This window comes from Pseudoxanthomonas suwonensis J47 (assembly GCF_000513955.1).
GTDB lineage: Bacteria > Pseudomonadota > Gammaproteobacteria > Xanthomonadales > Xanthomonadaceae > Pseudoxanthomonas > Pseudoxanthomonas suwonensis_C.
Map to the genome: position 1 here is coordinate 18,346 of NZ_AZUZ01000006.1, position 17,083 is coordinate 35,428.

Annotated in this window: 15 protein-coding genes; 8 read left to right on the forward strand and 7 right to left on the reverse strand. The window is 70.0% G+C overall.

The window, feature by feature from the left end:
* Positions 1 to 2: 2 nt before the first annotated feature.
* From M503_RS0101435 to cmk, 4 genes are all read right to left on the reverse strand, one after another.
* On the reverse strand, positions 3 to 290 hold the full coding sequence (locus tag M503_RS0101435) for a membrane protein (RefSeq protein WP_028919475.1): 288 nt from the start codon (positions 288 to 290) through the stop codon (positions 3 to 5).
* Positions 291 to 355: 65 nt separating this feature from the next.
* On the reverse strand, positions 356 to 670 hold the full coding sequence (locus M503_RS0101440) for an integration host factor subunit beta (RefSeq protein ID WP_024867967.1): 315 nt from the start codon (positions 668 to 670) through the stop codon (positions 356 to 358).
* Positions 671 to 749: 79 nt separating this feature from the next.
* Positions 750 to 2,426 (reverse strand): 30S ribosomal protein S1, encoded by a 1,677-nt coding sequence (gene rpsA / locus M503_RS0101445; protein ID WP_028919476.1) that lies wholly within the window; start codon positions 2,424 to 2,426, stop codon positions 750 to 752.
* 181 nt (positions 2,427 to 2,607) lie between these two features.
* Positions 2,608 to 3,285, reverse strand: a complete 678-nt coding sequence (cmk, locus tag M503_RS0101450) for a (d)CMP kinase (RefSeq protein WP_028919477.1) — start codon at positions 3,283 to 3,285, stop codon at positions 2,608 to 2,610.
* A 186-nt stretch (positions 3,286 to 3,471) separates the two neighbouring features.
* Here cmk and ykgO point away from each other — a divergent pair, with 186 nt between their 5' ends.
* The 6 genes from ykgO (at position 3,472) to M503_RS0101480 (ending at position 8,093) form a co-directional block, all read left to right on the forward strand.
* The gene (ykgO, locus tag M503_RS0101455; protein ID WP_005913193.1) at positions 3,472 to 3,597 is read left to right on the forward strand and encodes a type B 50S ribosomal protein L36; all 126 of its coding nucleotides are present in this window, start codon (positions 3,472 to 3,474) and stop codon (positions 3,595 to 3,597) included.
* Positions 3,598 to 3,833: 236 nt separating this feature from the next.
* Positions 3,834 to 4,163 (forward strand): hypothetical protein, encoded by a 330-nt coding sequence (locus tag M503_RS0101460; RefSeq protein WP_024867970.1) that lies wholly within the window; start codon positions 3,834 to 3,836, stop codon positions 4,161 to 4,163.
* A gap of 132 nt (positions 4,164 to 4,295) precedes the next feature.
* Positions 4,296 to 5,327 (forward strand): agmatine deiminase family protein, encoded by a 1,032-nt coding sequence (locus M503_RS0101465; RefSeq protein ID WP_028919478.1) that lies wholly within the window; start codon positions 4,296 to 4,298, stop codon positions 5,325 to 5,327.
* A 112-nt stretch (positions 5,328 to 5,439) separates the two neighbouring features.
* Positions 5,440 to 6,324 (forward strand): carbon-nitrogen hydrolase, encoded by an 885-nt coding sequence (locus tag M503_RS0101470; protein ID WP_028919479.1) that lies wholly within the window; start codon positions 5,440 to 5,442, stop codon positions 6,322 to 6,324.
* Between the two features lie 13 nt (positions 6,325 to 6,337).
* On the forward strand, positions 6,338 to 6,868 hold the full coding sequence (locus M503_RS0101475; protein ID WP_028919480.1) for a GNAT family N-acetyltransferase: 531 nt from the start codon (positions 6,338 to 6,340) through the stop codon (positions 6,866 to 6,868).
* Positions 6,858 to 8,093 carry a TraB/GumN family protein gene (locus tag M503_RS0101480; protein ID WP_028919481.1) on the forward strand — a complete coding sequence of 412 codons (1,236 nt, stop codon included), beginning with the start codon at positions 6,858 to 6,860 and terminating at the stop codon, positions 8,091 to 8,093. The genes M503_RS0101475 and M503_RS0101480 overlap by 11 nt, the downstream gene beginning before the upstream one ends.
* Positions 8,094 to 8,144: 51 nt before the next feature.
* Here the strand turns inward: M503_RS0101480 and M503_RS0101485 are convergent, their stop codons facing one another.
* Genes M503_RS0101485 through M503_RS15395 form a run of 3 tightly spaced genes read right to left on the reverse strand, consistent with a single transcriptional unit; the run spans position 8,145 to position 15,897 of the window.
* The gene (locus tag M503_RS0101485) at positions 8,145 to 11,255 is read right to left on the reverse strand and encodes an efflux RND transporter permease subunit (protein WP_028919482.1); all 3,111 of its coding nucleotides are present in this window, start codon (positions 11,253 to 11,255) and stop codon (positions 8,145 to 8,147) included.
* Positions 11,252 to 14,758: an efflux RND transporter permease subunit gene (locus tag M503_RS0101490; protein ID WP_028919483.1), complete on the reverse strand. Its 3,507-nt coding sequence runs from the start codon at positions 14,756 to 14,758 to the stop codon at positions 11,252 to 11,254. Before M503_RS0101490 ends, M503_RS0101485 begins: the two co-directional genes overlap by 4 nt.
* On the reverse strand, positions 14,755 to 15,897 hold the full coding sequence (locus M503_RS15395) for an efflux RND transporter periplasmic adaptor subunit (protein WP_051414098.1): 1,143 nt from the start codon (positions 15,895 to 15,897) through the stop codon (positions 14,755 to 14,757). Before M503_RS15395 ends, M503_RS0101490 begins: the two co-directional genes overlap by 4 nt.
* Positions 15,898 to 16,161: 264 nt before the next feature.
* Here M503_RS15395 and M503_RS0101500 point away from each other — a divergent pair, with 264 nt between their 5' ends.
* Both M503_RS0101500 and M503_RS0101505 read left to right on the forward strand, forming a co-directional pair.
* Positions 16,162 to 16,557, forward strand: a complete 396-nt coding sequence (locus M503_RS0101500) for a c-type cytochrome (RefSeq protein WP_028919484.1) — start codon at positions 16,162 to 16,164, stop codon at positions 16,555 to 16,557.
* Positions 16,558 to 16,572: 15 nt separating this feature from the next.
* Complete coding sequence (locus M503_RS0101505; protein ID WP_024867979.1) at positions 16,573 to 17,013, forward strand: c-type cytochrome; 441 nt, start codon at positions 16,573 to 16,575, stop codon at positions 17,011 to 17,013.
* Positions 17,014 to 17,083 lie beyond the last annotated feature (70 nt).

A 17,083-nucleotide genomic window follows, 5' to 3' on the forward strand; every position in this document is an offset into this window, starting at 1 on the left:
GCTCAGGCGTCCTGGAAAGGGGGCCGTGGCGCCTCGGCCGGAGGCGGGGTGGTCGCGGCGGGCCGGCTGGCGCGGCGCAGCCGCGCCTGCAGCGGCAGCACGGTGGTGGCCATGACGATGCCGCCGCCCAGCAGCACGCCTGCCAGCAGCGACACCATCACCGCGATCCCGGTGGTGGTGACGATCTCCGCCAGTCCGAAGTCGAGGACGATGCGCTGCGTATTGAGCGAACCGATAACCAGGCCGGCGGCCAGGAAGGCCACCAGTACCAGCAGGCGAAGAAGGGTCATTGGGCCGACTCCCGGGAAAGCCGGTCAAAGCTTAACGGACGGAGCACCGCCCGGTCGACGCGCGCTCAGGCGCCCTCGTCGGCGGAGGCCGGCGCGGGCAGCACGTCGCTGACCTTCTCGCGCAGCTCCTTGCCCGGCTTGAAATGCGGGACATGCTTGCCCGGCAGCGCGACCGAATCACCCGTCTTCGGGTTGCGGCCCAGGCGCGGCGGGCGGTAATGCAGGGAAAAACTGCCGAAGCCGCGGATCTCGATGCGGTCGCCGGAGGCGAGCGCGCCGCCCATCATCTCCAGCAACGACTTGACGGCGAGGTCCACGTCCTCGGCCTTCAGGTGCGACTGGCGACGGGCCAGGATCTCGATCAGTTCGGACTTGGTCATCTCGGGCTTGGCTGGATCCGGGTGGGACAGGCCACGGCGGCCCGGGAACCCGGGCCGCCGTGGTGACTGCGTTTACTGCTTACTCGGACTTGTTGCCCAGCTGCTCGCGCAGGAGCGCGCCCAGCTTGGTGGTACCGCCGGCGGCCGACTGGTATTCCTCCAGCACTTCGCGCATCTCGGCGTCGTCCTTGGCCTTGATCGACAGCTGCAGGGTGCGGCCCTTGCGGTCCATGCCCACGAACTTGGCTTCGACCTTGTCGCCGACCTTCAGGTACTGGCTGGCGTCGTCCACTCGCTCGTTGGCGATGTCGCGCGCGGCGACGTAGCCCTCGATGCCGTCGGCCAGTTCGATGGTCGCGCCCTTGGCGTCCACTTCCTTGACCACGCCCTCGACCTTCGAGCCCTTCGGATGGGCGGCCATGTACTGGCCGAACGGATCCTGCTCCATCTGCTTCAGGCCGAGGCTGATGCGCTCGCGCTCAGGGTCGACGGCCAGGACGACGGCGTCCAGGGTGTCGCCCTTCTTGAAGTTGCGCAGCACGTCCTCGCCGGTGGTGTTCCAGCTGATGTCGGACAGGTGCACCAGGCCGTCGATGCCGCCATCCAGGCCGATGAAGATGCCGAAGTCGGTGATCGACTTGATCTGGCCGCTGACCTTGTCGCCCTTCTTGTGGATGGCGGCGAAGGTCTCCCACGGATTGGCGGCGACCTGCTTCATGCCCAGCGAGATGCGGCGACGCTCCTCGTCCACGTCCAGAACCATGACCTCGACCTCGTCGCCGACCTGCACGACCTTCGACGGGTTGACGTTCTTGTTGGTCCAGTCCATCTCGGACACGTGCACCAGGCCCTCGACGCCCGGCTCGATCTCGACGAACGCGCCGTAGTCGGTGACGTTGGAGACCTTGCCGAACACGCGGCTGTTGGCCGGGTAGCGGCGGGCGATGTTGTCCCACGGATCCTCGCCCAGCTGCTTCAGGCCCAGCGAGACGCGGTTGCGCTCGCGGTCGAACTTCAGCACGCGGACGTCCAGCTCGTCGCCGACGTTGACCACTTCGGACGGATGGCGGACGCGCTTCCACGCCATGTCGGTGATGTGCAGCAGGCCGTCGATGCCGCCCAGGTCCACGAACGCGCCGTAGTCGGTCAGGTTCTTGACCACGCCCTTCAGCACGGCGCCTTCCTGCAGCTTCTCGAGCAGCTGCTCGCGCTCTTCCGAATGCTCGCTCTCGACCACCGCGCGGCGGGAGACGACCACGTTGTTGCGCTTGCGGTCCAGCTTGATGAGCTTGAACTCAAGCTCCTTGCCTTCCAGGTAGGCCGGGTCGCGCACGGGGCGCACATCGACCAGCGAACCCGGCAGGAACGCGCGGACGTCCTTGATGTCGACGGTGAAACCACCCTTGACCTTGCCGCTGATGCGGCCGGTGATGGTCTCGTTCTTCTCGAGGGCTTCCTCAAGCTCGTCCCACACCATCGCGCGCTTGGCCTTCTCGCGCGACAGCACGGTCTCGCCGAAGCCGTTCTCGATGGAGTCGAGCGCGACCTTGACCTGGTCGCCCACGCCCACGTCGATCTCGCCGGCGTCATTCCGGAACTGCTCGATCGGCACGATGCCTTCGGACTTCAGACCGGCGTTGATCACCACGACGTCGCCGCGGACTTCCACGACGGTGCCGACGACGATCGCGCCCGGCTTCAGCTTGGCCAGGTTGGTCTGGCTCTGTTCGAACAGCTCGGCAAAAGATTCGGTCATTGTTGAATACTCGGTTGAACACACGGACGGGACGCCACCTGCGTGGCCACTTCCCGCCCCCCTGATCGGTCCACGGATGGACCCTGTGTGGTTGGTTGGAAAAAACCGCCGCGGTCGTCCGCGACGGCGCCTTTGGCGCTTGCGCGCCTCCTGCTGCGTTGAAGCCCCTGCGGGGATGCGATCAGCCGGCGCGCGCCGGCACCAGGGCCAGGACGCGGTCGACGACTTCCTCGATGGCCAGGCCGGTGGTGTCGATGATGACGGCGTCTTCGGCCGGCTTCAGCGGCGCCACGGTGCGCTGGGCATCGCGGGCATCGCGGGCGAGGATCTCCCGCAGCAGACCGCCTAAGGTAACCGAAACCCCTTTTTCCTTCAACTGGTTATGCCGCCTGCGGGCGCGCTCCTCGGCGCTGGCGGTCAGGAACACCTTGGTGGTGGCGTCCGGGAAGATGACCGTGCCCATGTCGCGGCCGTCGGCGACCAGGCCCGGTTCCTGGCGGAACGCCCGCTGCCGCTCCTTCAGTGCCGCCCGCACCTCGGGGATGGCGGCGATGGCCGAGGCCAGGGTCCCGGTGGTCTCCAGGCGCAGCTCGTCGGTGGCGTCCACCCCGTTCACGAAAACCCGCAGGCTGCCGCCCTCGTCCCGGAACGCGATGTCCGTATCGAAGGTGCAGCGGACCAGGGCCGCCGGGTCGGACAGGTCCAGGTCGGCCCAGCTGGCCGCCACGCCCACCGCCCGGTAAAGTGCGCCGGAATCCAGGTAGTTCCAGCCCAGGCGGGACGCCACCAGGCGGCTGACCGTGCCCTTGCCGGCCCCGGACGGGCCATCGATGGTCAGGACCGGGACGGGATTGGACATGGGCGGCTCCGAAGGCTTGGCAGTGCGTGAAGCCGGCAATTGTAGCCCGCCCCCGCCGTCCTTCCGCCCGTTTTTTTCGCAAACGCTTGAACCTCCAAAGGAAAGCCCGTTAGAATGGCGGGCTAATTGCACGCCCTGGCCACCCCGGCCCTGGCATTCCCATCCGTCGTCCTCCCGAGGTGTGTCATGAAAGTCCTGTCCTCCCTGAAGTCGGCGAAGACCCGTCACCGCGACTGCAAGGTGGTCCGCCGCCGCGGCAAGGTCTTCGTGATCTGCAAGTCCAACCCGCGTTTCAAGGCCCGCCAGCGCTGAGCCGGCGGCGTCCCGGCCTCGGCCGGCACGCGGAACGACGCGAAGGCCGCAGCAATGCGGCCTTCCGCGTTTCCGGGCCCCGCGATCCGGGTGCGTCGGCCGGGAACCGGGCGCGGCACCATGGATGTTGACGCCCGCCGCACAACGTCCGGGGCCCTTCTGCTTACAATCGGCGCCTGGCGCAGGCCCGGCCTGCCATCGCCGCCGAAGCGGCCATCCACGGGGAGAGCAACGCGATGAAGCACCATCCGAAGACCCTGATCCTGCTGGCCCTGCTTGCCGCCTGCGGCACGGCCGGCGCCGAGACCCTGCTGGTCGAGCGCGTCGCGCAGAAGCCCGCGGTGGCCCAGCCGGCCCGCGGCCTGACCATGGCCGAGGTGGAAGCCCGCTTCGGCGCGCCCAGCGAGAAGCTGGACCCGCGCGGCGGGCAGAAGCGCCAATGGCCGACGATCAACCGCTGGGTCTACCCGGACTACGTCGTGTACTTCGAGAAGAACCGGGTGATCGACGTGGTCGCGCACAAGGCCAGCCCCGAGGAAGTGGGCCCGAAACCGCCGATCCGCTGACACCTTCCCGCGGCGCAGGCACGACTGACGCGCGGGAACCAGGGGAAGTTTCCCCGCCAGTCGCCCGCGCGCACCCGCGCCGGGATTCGAGAACGACCCGGGCCCCGCCCGGGCATTGCAGACAGCACGAGCATGACCGAAACCCTGCGCTTCCCCGCGGAGTGGGAACCCCAGTCCGCGATCCTCATTGCGTGGCCGCACGCCGGTACCGACTGGGCCGACCGGCTCGGCGAGGTCGAGGAGACCTACATCGCCCTGGTCGCGGCGATCACCCGCTTCCAGGACGCCTGGATCTGCGTGGCCGACGACGACGTCGAGACCTATGCCGAGGCGCGCCTGCGCTCGGCGCGGATCGACATGGAGCGGGTCCGCTTCATCCCGTTCGACTACGACGACACCTGGCTGCGCGATTCCGGGCCGATCACCCTGCGCGAAGGCGACGGCTTCCGCGTGCTCGACTTCCGCTTCACCGCCTGGGGCGGCAAGTTCGAGGCCGGCCGCGACGACCGCCTGGTCGAGGCGCTGGCCGCGCAGGGCCTGTTCGGCGACGCCAGGCGCCAGCGCATCGATTTCGCCCTGGAAGGCGGCGGCATCGAGACCGATGGGGCCGGCACCCTGCTCACCACCTGGCGCTGCCTGCACGAACGCCACCCGCAGGCCAGCCGCGAGGAGCTGACCGCGAAACTGGCCGGCTTGCTGGCCCAGGACCGTGTGCTGTGGCTGGACCACGGCTACCTGGAGGGCGACGACACCGACGCCCACATCGACACCCTCGCCCGCTTCGCGCCGGGCGACGCGATCGTGTTCCAGGCCTGCGACGACGCAACCGACAGCCACTACGCCGAGCTGAAGGCGATGGCCGACGAGATCGCCGCGCTGCGCACCGCCGACGGCCGTCCCTACCGCCTGTTCCCGCTGCCGTGGGCGGCGCCTGTGCTGGACGAAGGCCGCCGCCTGGCCGCCTCCTATGCCAACTTCCTCATCGTCAACGGCGCGGTGCTGATGCCGGCCTATGGCGACCCGGCCGACGAACGCGCCGCGGCCGTGCTGGCCGAGGCCTTCCCGGGCCGCGAGATCGTCCAGGTCCCCTGCCGCCCCCTGATCTGGCAGAACGGCAGCCTGCACTGCATCACCATGCAGCTGCCGGCCGGCCTGGGCCGCTGATCCCGCCCTGCCGTGACGCCGGCGCCGCGATCGCGGCGCCGGCCTTCCCGGACCATTTCCACGTCCACCTGCGCGTCACCTGCGCGGGTGGCGATCGCCCTACAATGCCCGCATGACCAACAAGACCCTCACCGTCGCGCTGATCCAGGAGCGCAACCACGGCGATGCCGCAGCCAACCTCGCCATCATCGAACAGCGCGTGGCCGAGGCCGCCGCGCAGGGCGCGAAGCTGGTCCTGCTGCAGGAACTGCACAACGGCGCCTACTTCTGCCAGCACGAGTCGGTGGTCGAGTTCGACCTGGCCGAACCGGTCCCCGGCCCCAGTACCGAACGGCTGGGCGCGCTGGCGAAGAAGCACGGCGTGGTCATCGTCGGCTCGCTGTTCGAACGCCGCGCCGCCGGCCTGTACCACAACACCGCGGTGGTCCTGGAGAAGGACGGCACCCTGCTGGGCAAGTACCGCAAGATGCACATCCCGGACGACCCGGGCTTCTACGAGAAGTTCTACTTCACCCCGGGCGACATCGGCTTCAGGCCGATCGACACCTCGGTCGGCCGCCTCGGCGTGCTGGTGTGCTGGGACCAGTGGTATCCGGAAGCGGCGCGCCTGATGGCGCTGGCCGGCGCCGAGATGCTGCTCTACCCCACCGCGATCGGCTGGGATCCGGACGATGCGCATGACGAGCAGACCCGCCAGCGCGACGCCTGGGTGCTGAGCCACCGCGGCCATGCCGTCGCCAATGGCCTGCCGGTGCTGTCGTGCAACCGCGTCGGGCATGAACCCTCGCCGCTGGGCGCCTCCGGCATCCGCTTCTGGGGCAACAGCCACGTGCTCGGCCCGCAGGGAGAGTTCATCGCCGAGGCCGGCACCGAGCCGACCGTGCTGGTGTGCGAGGTCGACCTGCAGCGCAGCGAGCACGTGCGCCGGATCTGGCCGTTCCTGCGCGACCGCAGGATCGACGCCTACGGCGACCTGCTCAAGCGCTACATCGACTGAGGCGGCCGCGCCCGTGACCGTGTCGATCCGCGAAGCCACGCCGGCCGACGTGCCGGCGATCGCCGCGATCTACGCCGCGGAAGTGCGCGACCACGTCAACACCTACGAATACGACGTCCCGGAAGAGGCGGAGATGGCGCGGCGCATGCGCGCCATCGTCGAGGGCGGCTATCCGTACCTCGTCGCCGAGTGCGAGGGCGAGGTTGCCGGCTACGCCTATGCCAGCAGCTACCGCGCCCGCATCGGCTACCGCCACACCGTCGAGAACTCCGTGTACGTCGCCGCCGGCCAGCAGGGCCGCGGCATCGGCACGGCGCTGCTGGAGAGGCTGGTCGCCGAATGCGAGGCGCGCGGCTTCCGGCAGATGATCGCGGTGATCGGCGAGCCGGCGAACACCGCGTCGATCCGCCTCCACGAGAAGGCCGGTTTCCACCTGGTCGGCATCTTCCGCGGCATCGCCTGGAAGCATGGCCGCTGGCTGGATACCGTGCAGATGCAGCGCCCGCTGGGCGCCGGCAACCAAGAGCCCCCGAATGACCGATGACACGCTGAACCCCGCCCCGGCCGATGCCGCCGCCGATCCGCTGCACGGCCAGCCCGTACAGGTGGTCGAGCGCGATGGCGTGCGCTACACCCTGCTCGGCACCGCCCACGTCTCCCAGGCCAGCATCGACGCGGTGCGCGCGGCCATCGACAGCGGCGCCTACCAGGCCGTGGCGGTGGAGCTGGATCCGGGCCGCCTGCAGTCGCTGACCGATCCGGACGCGCTGTCGCAGCTGGACATCGTCCGGGTGCTGCGCGACGGCAAGGCGCACCTGTTCGCCGCCAACCTGGCGCTGGCCGCCTACCAGCGGCGCCTCGCCGAGCAGCTCGGCGTCGAGCCGGGCGCCGAGCTCAAGGCGGCGGTGCAGGAAGCGCGTGCCCGCGACCTGCCCTTCCACCTGATCGACCGCGAGGTCGGCCTGACCTTCCGCCGCGCGATGCAGCGACTGGGCTGGTGGGGCCGCGCCAGGACCGGCGCCGGCATCCTGCTGGCGATGGTCGGCGACGACGAGATCGCCGAGGACGACATCGAGAAGCTCAAGGGCGGCGACGTGCTGGAGGCCAGCTTCGGCGAGTTCGCCGCACACAGTCCCGCCCTCTACGAAAGCGTCATCGCCGAGCGCGACCGCTACATGGCCGCCAACCTGCGCGAGCTCGCCGGCGGCGATGCGCGCGAGGTGCTGGCGGTGGTCGGCGCCGGCCACCTGCCCGGCCTGGCCCGGCACCTGCGCGAGGACGTGGAGGATCCGGCCACGGTGCGGCGCTCGCTGGAGACGGTGAAGCCCAAGTCGCGCGTGCCATGGATGGAACTGGTGATCGGCGCGTTCCTGGTCGGCGGCTTCGCCTGGGGCTTCTGGCAGGGCGGCGTGGACGTGGGCTCGGACCTGCTGCTGCAGTGGGTGCTGGCCACCGGCATCCTCGGCGCCATCGGCTGCGCCATCGCCGGCGGCCATCCGCTCAGCATCCTGGCGGCCTTCATCGCCTCCCCGCTCACGCCGCTGCACCCGGCGCTGGCATCGGGCACGGTCAGCGCCTTCGTCGAGGCCACCCTGCGCAAGCCGACCTACGCCGACTTCATGGCCCTGCGCGACGACGTGCAGACCGCGCGCGGCTGGTGGAAGAACCGGGTGGCCCGCGTACTGCTCAACTTCTTCCTGACCAGCCTCGGCACCGCGATCGGCGTGTGGACCGGCGGGCTGCGCATGCTCGGCCGCCTGTTCGGCTGAGCTTCCGCGACACCGCACCGGCGCCCCGTCGGGGACGCCGGTGCACCACCCTCACTCCAGGTGCATCGCCGCCACCGCGGCGGCATTGGGGACCGTGTCCTGCACGCCGCGGGCGCGCCGCACCAGCCGCGCCACGCCGTTGCGCAGGTCGTCCAGGATCGCGTAGATCGTCGGCAGGAACAGCAGGCTGACCACGGTCGAGAACGCCAGGCCGCCGGCGATGGCGCGGGCCATCGGCGCGTAGGCCGGGCCGTCGCCGCCCAGCTGGGTCTGGGCCAGCGCGATCGGCACCATCGCCAGGATCGCCGTGCCCATCGTCATCAGGATCGGGCGCAGGCGCTCGCGGCTGCCCTCGACCAGCGCGTCGGTGCGCGACATGCCGCGGCGGCGCAGGTTGTTGATGTGCTCGACCATCACGATGCCGTTGTTCACCACCACGCCCATCAGCACCAGGATGCCGATGAAGGACATGATCCCGAACGTGGTCCCGGTCAGGGCGAACAGCCAGAACACGCCGAACACCGAGAACAGCACGCCGCTCATGATCGCCGCCGGGAACAGCAGCGACTCGAACACCGCCGCCATCACGATGTAGATCATCACCAGCGCGATCAGCAGGTTGAACATCATCTGCGCGCTGGCCTCGTCCTCCTCCTGGAAGGCGCCGCCGTCGAAGGAATAGGTGTAGCCGGCCGGGAAGGACATGCCCTTCAGCGTCTCCTCCATGGCCTTGCGCGCCTCCGGCACGGTGACCTTCTCGGCCAGGTTGGCCTGCACGGTCAGCGTGGTCTGGCGGTTGGTGCGCTGGACCTGGGTGGCCGAGGGGGTCACCGCCACGTCGACCAGGGCCAGCAGCGGCACGGTGCGGCCGTCGGGCGCGCGGACCATGAACCCGGACAAGTCCTCGGTGCCGTACTCCTCGGCGCCGGCGAAGCGCACCCACACCGGCACCTCGTTCTCGCCGCGGCGGAACTCGCGCAGGGGCGCGCCGCGCAGGGCCAGGCCGACGAACGAGGCGACCTGCTCGGCGCTGAAGCCGAACGCCGCCGCGCGCTCGCGGTCCACCCGCACCTTCAGCTCGGTGTTCTGGTCCCCGGAGTTGACCCGCACGTCGCGCAGCTCCGGGCGCCGCCCGAGGATCGGGATCAGCTCGTCGGCGATCTCCGCCAGCGTCTGGGTCGAGTCGCCGACCAGCTGGAAGGACACGTTCTGCCCCGGCTGTCCGGCGCCGCCCTGCCCGCCACCCGGGCTGCCCACGCCGATGGTCGCGCGCGCCGACTTCGGCACCTCCTTGCGGATCAGCTCGATCATCGGCTTGAGGTCGCGCACCTTGTCCGTGTCGAACTTGACCATGGTGCCGCCCCATTCCTGCTCGCTGTAGTAGGAGTAGATCTGGGTGATGTGGTACTTCTCGCGGTTGGCGTCCAGGAACTGCTCGACGCGCAGGATCTCGTCGGACATCTGCTCCCTGGTGTAGGCGCCGTTCCACTGGTAGAAGAGCTGGACCTGGTCGCCTTCGCCGTTGCCGAACATGTCGAACTTGGTGAACTTGATCGGGATGAAGCTGACCAGCACCACCAGGATGATGCCCAGCACGCTCCAGCCGCGGTGTTCCAGGGTCCAGCGCAGCAGGCCGGCGTAGCGGCGCTGCATGCGCGGGATCAGCCCGGACGGGTCGTGCACCATCGGCGGGGTCTTCAGCCGCGCCGAGATCATCGGGATCAGGCTCACCGCGACCAGCCACGACGCCAGCAGCGACACCGAGATGGTGATCGCGATCTGGCCCAGGTAGATGCTCAGGAAGTTGCGCTCGCCGAACAGGTTCGGCACGAACACGATGCAGTGGCACAGGGTGCCGGCCGACAGCGCGATGGCCACTTGGCGGGTACCGACGATCGAGGCGAGCACCGGGTTGCCCGGGTACTTCTCCCGCTCCTGGTAGATGCTCTCCACCACCACGACGGCGTTGTCCACCAGCATGCCGATCGCCAGCAGCAGGCCCATCATGGTCAGGATGTTGAGGGTCACGCCGGCGAAGTACATGAAGCCCAGCGTCATCACGAAGCAGATCGGGATGGCCAGGGTCACCATCGCCACCGACGGCCAGTGGCGCAGGAAGAACCACAGCACGATGATCGACAGGACCAGGCCGATCGCGCCGGCCTCGGCCAGCTCCAGCAGCGAGGAGGTCACGCTCTCGCCCTGGTTGTCGATGATCTTGATCTGCACGTCGCCCAGGTGCGGCTGGGCGCGGATCGCCTCGACCTCGGCCAGGGCCCGGCTGGAGACCTCGACCAGGTTGGCGTTGCGCTCCTTGAAGATGTCCAGGCCCACCGCCGGGCGCCCGTCCAGGCGCCGGCCGTAGTCCATCCGCGCCGGCTTCAGGCGCACGTCGGCGATGTCGCCCAGGCGCACGTTGTTCGGGCCGACCGGCAGGTCGCGCAGCTGCTGCAGGTCGGTCATCTCGCCCACCGGTTGCACGCGCAGGCGCTGGCCGGCGTCGCTGATGGTGCCGGCGGAGATCGAGAAGTTCACCGCCTGCAGGCGCTGGGTCAGCTCGTTGAGGCTGAGGTCGTGCGCGGTCAGCCGATCCTGGTCGATCGCGATCTCCACTTCGTTCGGCGGCGCGCCGGACACCTGCACCCGGGCCACGCCCGGGATGCGTTCCAGGCGGCGCTTGAACTCGCGTTCGATCATGTCGTACGCGCCGGTCAGGTCGCTGTTGCTGGCCAGTCGCACCCGCAGCACCGGCATGTCCGTGGTCGAGAACTTGAACACGAAGTAGCGCTGCAGGTCATCCGGCAGCTCGTCGCGGATCGCGTCCAGGCGCTCGCGGGCCTCGGACGCGGCGATCGCCACGTCGCGGTCCCAGTCGGCGAACTGGATGAAGATCTGCGCGCCGTCGGCCTTGGCGTTGGACTCCATGCGCTTGATGCCGGCCATGGTCGACAGCGCTTCCTCCGCCGGGCGCAGCACGGTCCGCTCCACCTCTTCGGGCGTCGAACCGGTGTACGGCAGCTGGACGAAGATGAAGGGCGGCGAGACCTCCGGGAACGCCTCCAGCGGCAGCCGGAACGCGGCGATGGTGCCGATCACCAGCAGCGAGATGAAGAACATCACCGCGGTGACCGGACGCCGGATGCTGAACTCCGCGACGCTCATGCGGGCTGGCCCTCGCCTTCGGCGCTGGCGGCCGCGTCGGCCACCTCGCGGGCACGACGGCCGCGCTCGCGGTAGTACTCGTCGGCGCGGCGGTCCAGCAGGTCGTACACCACCGGGATTACCACCAGGGTCAGCAGGGTCGAGACGATCAGGCCGCCGATCACGGTGACCGCCATCGGCGAGCGCACTTCCGCGCCCGGGCTGCCGAACAGCGGGGCCAGCGCCAGCGGCAGGAAGCCGAACACCGTGCACAGCGTGGTCATCGCGATCGGGCGCAGGCGCGAACGGGCGCCCTCGACCAGGGCCTCGCGCTTGGCCACCCCGGCCTCGCGCAGCTGGTTGACCTTGTCGACGAGGATGATCGCGTTCTTGGTCACCAGGCCCACCAGCAGGATCAGGCCGATGAACACCACCACCGAGATCGCCGAACCGGTCAGGAACAGCGCACCGATCGCGCCGACCAGGGCCAGCGGGATGGTGAACAGGATGACGAACGGGTGCAGCAGCGACTCGAACTGCGAGGCCATCACCAGGTATACCAGGAACACCGCCAGGCCGAAGGCGAACAGCAGCGAGCGCACCGACTCGGCAAGTTCCTCGCCCTGGCCGCCGATGTGCATGCCGACGCCGGCGCCGATCGGGTTTTCGGCGACCATCGCCCGCACTTCCTCGACCGCGGTACCCAGGTCGATCCCGCGCAGGTTGGCCGAGACGATGGCCACGCGCACCTGGTCGGCGCGGTGGATCTCCGACGGACCGGTGGTGGCGACCACGTCGGCCACGGCCGACAGGGTCACCGGCCGGCTGCTGCCGGGGTTCACGATCAGCCGGCGGATGCTATCCACCGAGGCGCGGTCGTTCTCCTGGGCGCGCACCAGCACGTCGATCTTGCGGTCGCGGAAGCTGTAGCGCGTGGCCACTTCGCCGCGCACCTTCTTCACCACCACGTCGGCGATCTGGCGCGTGGTCAGGCCTAGCGCGCCGGCACGCTCCTGGTCGAAGCGGATCTGGATCTCCGGGAAGCCCTGCTCCACCGTCGACTTGACGTCGGCGTAATGCGGGTTGGCGCGCAGCATCGCCGCCAGCTTCTGCCCGGCCTGCTCGATCGAGGCCAGGTCCTGGCCGCGCAGTTCCACTTCCAGCGGCGTGGACGAGCTCAGCAGCTGCGGCCGGCTGAAGTCGACCTGCGCGCCCGGCTGCCCGGCCATCGAGGCACGCAGCGCCTCGGTGGTGGCCTGCTCGACGCGGGCGCTGCCGCCGTTGGCCATGACCACGGTCAGCTTGCCGATGTTCTCGCCGCTCTCGGTGGGGTTGGCGTCCAGCCGGGTCCCGCTGCCGCTGACGCCGTACAGCGCCTGGATGCCCTCGGCACTGGCGTGCTTGCGCTGCAGCTCGCGGACCAGCGCGTCGGTCTGCGCCAGCGGCGTGCCCGGCGGCAGCTTCACGGTCATCTCGAAGCGGTCCTGGGCCAGCTGCGGGATCAGGTCGGCGCCCAGGTACGGCACCGCCAGCAGGGTCGCGGCGAAGGCGCCGGCGGCCAGCCCCAGCACCAGCTTCGGCCGCGTCAGCGAGGCTGGCAGCAGGCGCATGTAGCCCGCCTCGGCGCGGTGGTACGGCGCCATCGCCAGGTCGCTGGCCTTACGCATCACCGGGCCGACCACGCGGACCACGCCGCGCCACAGCCGCACCACCAGCCAGGCGGCACCGAAGAACAGCCCGCGCACCAGCGCACCGACGCCACGCCCAGTCGCCGCCACCGGCTTCTGCCAGCGCGACTGCGGACGCCACTGCGGATGCGGCGCCTCTTCCGGGAAGGCCAGCGGCGGCCGGCCCTTCAGCGAGCTCAGCATCGGGATCAGGGTCATGGCCACGACCAGCGAGATCGCAATGGCGATGGCCACGGTCAGCGCCTGGTCGCGGAACAGCTGGCCGGCGATGCCCTGCACGAACACCAGCGGCAGGAACACGGCGATGGTGGTCAGCGTGGAGGCCACGACCGCCATGCTCACCTCGCGGGTGCCGGTGATCGCCGCCTGCAGGATGCCCAGGCCGCGTTCGCGCGCCCTGGCGATGCTCTCCAGCACCACGATCGAGTCGTCCACCACCAGGCCGGTGGCCAGCGCCAGGCCGCCCAGCGACATCACGTTCAGGCTCAGGTCCAGCTGGTCCATGAAGAAGAACGTGGTGATGATCGACACCGGCAGCGACAGGCTGATGACGAAGGTGCTCCAGCCGTCGCGCAGGAACAGGAAAATGATCAGGATCGCCAGGATGCCGCCGATGACCGCGTCCTTCTTGACGTCGGCGATGGCGTGCTCGATGAACAGCGACTGGTCGTCGATGATGGTCAGGTCGACATCCGGCGGGACCTGCCGCTTCAGCTGCTCCAGGCGCGCCTTCAGCGCCTTGGCAGTGGCCACGGTGTTCGCGTCGCCTTCCTTGTAGATCGCCAGCTCGACCGCTTCCTTGCCGGCCAGGCGGATGATCGCCTCGCGCTCCTTGTAGCCCTGGCGCACCACGGCCACGTCCTTCAGGCGCACCGGCATGCCGCCGGCGATGGCGCTGCTGTTCGAGGACGAGGCGCTCTGCACCGACTGGGCCGCGGCCAGCACGCTGGCGTTGCCCGAGGCGGCGGCGATCGCCGCCATCTGCTGGGCCGCCGCGGCCGCGGCGTTGTCGCCGCCGCTCTGCGTGGTTACCAGCATCTCGCGGATCTCCTCCACGGTGGCGAACTGGTTGACCGTGCGCACCAGGTAGCGCTGCGAGCCTTCCTCCAGGCGGCCGCCGGAGATGTTGATGTTCTCCTGCTGCAGTCGCTGGATGACGGTGTCGATCGGCAGATTCAGCTGGGCCAGCTTCTGCTGGTCGATCTCGACCTGGATCTCGTCCTCCAGGCCGCCGCCGACCTTGACCGCGGCCACGCCGGCGACCGGCTCCAGGCGCTTCTTCAGGTCCTCGTCGGCATAGCGGCGCAGCCCGGTCAGCACGCGCACGCTCTCGGCCTCGCTGGCGGTGTCGCCCTTGGCCGACAGGGCCAGGCGCAGGATCGGCTCGGTCGACGGATTGAAGCGCAGCAGCACCGGGGCCTTGGCCTCCAGCGGCAGCGACAGCACCTCCATCTTGTCGCGGACTTCCAGGCTGGCCTGGTCCATGTCCGTGCCCCAGGCGAACTCCAGCACCACGTCGCTCTGGCCGGTGCGCGACACCGACTTGAGCTTGCGCAGGTTCTTCACCACGCCGACGGCTTCCTCCACCGGCTCGGTGATCAGGGTCTCGATCTCCGACGGCGCCGCGCCCGTGTACTCGGTGCGCACGGTCAGGGTCGGATAGCTCAGGTCCGGCAGCAGGTTGACCTTGAGGCTGCCCAGCGAGATCAGGCCGAACAGCACCATGGTCACGGTGATCATGGCGATGGTCACGCGGCGGCGGGTGGAGAACTCCACCAGGCCGCCGCCCGGCCGGCCCGCGCCGGTCTCGTGCGGTCCGTGCACGGGGGCGCTCACTGGCCGGCACCCGTGGCTGCGGCGCCGGTACCGGCAACGGCCTTGTCGGCCTGCTTGCCGTTGGCAGCGGTGATCACCTGCACCGCACTACCCTCGCGCAGCGCGACCTTGCCGGCGGTGACCACCTGCTCGCCCGGCTTGATGCCTTCGCGCACCTCGATCCACTCGCCGTCGGCGTAGCCGACCTTGACCGGCACGCGCGAGGCCTTGCCATCGCGGATCACGAACATCGCCGGGTCGCCGTCGTCGAGCAGGGCCACGCGCGGCACCACCAGCGCGTCGGGGCGCTGGTCGTAGTCGATGCGGATGCGGCCGAACATGCCCGGCTGCAGCGCGCCGCCGCCGTCGAAGGCGGCGATCACGCGGAAGGTGCCGCTGCCGGCGTCCACCACCGGGGCGACGCGGTCGACCACGCCCTGGAACGCCCGGCCCGGCAGCGCGTCGACCTGCATCAGCACCGGCAGGCCGGCCTTCATCGTCGCCAGCTCGCGCTCGGGCACGTTGAGCGTGGCCTCCAGGCGCGAGTCGTCGACGATGCGCAGGATCGGGGTGTTGATCTGCACGAAGTTGCCCGGCTTGATCGAACGCGACGCGACCACGCCGGAGATCGGCGCTTCCACCGTGGTGTACGACAGCTCCAGGCGGGTCATGTTGTACGTGGCGCGGGCGTTCTCCAGGTCGTAGCGCATCTGGTCGACCTCGCCGGCGCTGATCAGCTGCTGGGCGACCAGCTGCTGGGCGCGCTTGTAGTTGTTCTCCAGCTTGCGCATCTGCGCCTCGGCCTGGGCGACGCTCAGGCGGGCGCGGTCCGGATCCAGCCGCAGCAGCGGTTGCCCGGCCTTGACCTGCTGCCCTTCCTCGACCAGCACGGCCAGGGCCACGCCGGAGGTCTTGGCCACGACCTGGGACTCGGCCCGCGGCTCCAGTGCGGCGGTGCCGGCGTAGCTGGCGGCGATTGGCCGGCGCGCGGCCTCGACCACCTCGACCGGGATGGCCTCCACCTCGGACGACTTGGTCTGGGCCTGGGCCTCGGCCGGGCCGGCCCCGCCCTTGCAGGCGGCCAGGGTGGTGGCGATGACGAGTGCGAGGGCGGCGGTGCGCAGTCCGTTGCGCAGGTACGCGGAGTGGCGGCTGGCCATGGAGGTATCCGTTGGGTGGTCTGAGGGGGGGCCCGGGGTGGGCACGTGATCAGGTGTTGTATGCAAGTAGATCACCCGGACGGCTGGGCGCCATGCGCCGAAGGTCATGGTGTCTCCCGACGGCCGGCCGGACCCCGGCATTGATCGCGCTCATGGACAGAAGTTTCCAGTTGCGCTAGCGCGTGGCTATACTGCGGCGACCTCGCGGCCGGCCCCATTCAGCCGGCCGTCCACCTTCCGCGACCGACCCCGGACCACCGAATGATGCGCCCGCTGCCGCTAGCCGCCTGCCTTGCCCTGGTCTCCGTACTGACGTTCTCCGCCACCGCACAGGAGGCTGCCCCGGCAGCCGAAGCGCCGGCCACCGAGGCCGCCCCCGCCGCCGAAACCGCCCCGGCCCCCGCCGCCACCGGCAACCCCGAGGCCGGCCGCCAGCTGGCCTACACCTGCCAGGGCTGCCACGGCATCACCGGTTACAAGAACGCGTATCCCAGCTACAAGGTGCCGAAGATCGGCGGCCAGTCGGCCGAGTACCTGGCCCAGGCCCTGCACGAGTACCAGGAGGGCAAGCGCAAGCACCCGACGATGCGCGCCCAGGCCGAGAGCTTCTCGGACCAGGACATCGCCGACATCGCCGCCTACCTGTCCACCCTCAAGTAAGAGCAGCCGCCACCCATGCCGAACGCCGTGACCGCTTCGCGTCTAGCCATCGCCCTGACCGCCGCCCTGGTGCTGGCGGCCTGCTCCGGGCAGCAGGGTTCCCATTCCACCGAGGGCGAAGGCCACGCCCAGGCCAGTTCCTCGGCCGGCCTGCCCGACGGCCGCATCGCGGTCGGCGAGAAGCTGGCCAACGCCAAGGGCCAGGCCACCGGCCAGAGCTGCGTGGACTGCCATGGCGCCGAGGGCAATGCCCCGATCGACGCCAGCTACCCGAAGCTGGGCGGCCAGTACGCCGACTACATCGCCCACGCGCTGCAGCAGTACCGCGCCGGTGACCGCCAGCACGCGCTGATGACCCCGCAGGCCACCGGCCTGGGCGACCAGGACATCGCCGACCTGGCCGCGTACTTCGGCTCGCGCCCCTCGCAGCTGCGCGACCTGGCCGGCGCCCAGTAAGGCCCCGTCCGCCGACGCGACACCCCGGAGGCCCGCGCAAGCGGGCCTCCGCTTTTCCGCGATCACGGAA

Coding starts and splice junctions, on each gene's coding strand:
- M503_RS0101480 (WP_028919481.1), top strand. CDS start 6,858: ATGACCGATGACACGCTGAACCCCGCCCCGGCCGATGCCGCCGCCGAT.
- M503_RS0101435 (WP_028919475.1), bottom strand. CDS start 290: ATGACCCTTCTTCGCCTGCTGGTACTGGTGGCCTTCCTGGCCGCCGGC.
- M503_RS0101500 (WP_028919484.1), top strand. CDS start 16,162: ATGCGCCCGCTGCCGCTAGCCGCCTGCCTTGCCCTGGTCTCCGTACTG.
- M503_RS0101460 (WP_024867970.1), top strand. CDS start 3,834: ATGAAGCACCATCCGAAGACCCTGATCCTGCTGGCCCTGCTTGCCGCC.
- M503_RS0101505 (WP_024867979.1), top strand. CDS start 16,573: ATGCCGAACGCCGTGACCGCTTCGCGTCTAGCCATCGCCCTGACCGCC.
- M503_RS0101440 (WP_024867967.1), bottom strand. CDS start 670: ATGACCAAGTCCGAACTGATCGAGATCCTGGCCCGTCGCCAGTCGCAC.
- ykgO (WP_005913193.1), top strand. CDS start 3,472: ATGAAAGTCCTGTCCTCCCTGAAGTCGGCGAAGACCCGTCACCGCGAC.
- M503_RS0101485 (WP_028919482.1), bottom strand. CDS start 11,255: ATGAGCGTCGCGGAGTTCAGCATCCGGCGTCCGGTCACCGCGGTGATG.
- rpsA (WP_028919476.1), bottom strand. CDS start 2,426: ATGACCGAATCTTTTGCCGAGCTGTTCGAACAGAGCCAGACCAACCTG.
- M503_RS15395 (WP_051414098.1), bottom strand. CDS start 15,897: ATGGCCAGCCGCCACTCCGCGTACCTGCGCAACGGACTGCGCACCGCC.
- cmk (WP_028919477.1), bottom strand. CDS start 3,285: ATGTCCAATCCCGTCCCGGTCCTGACCATCGATGGCCCGTCCGGGGCC.
- M503_RS0101465 (WP_028919478.1), top strand. CDS start 4,296: ATGACCGAAACCCTGCGCTTCCCCGCGGAGTGGGAACCCCAGTCCGCG.
- M503_RS0101470 (WP_028919479.1), top strand. CDS start 5,440: ATGACCAACAAGACCCTCACCGTCGCGCTGATCCAGGAGCGCAACCAC.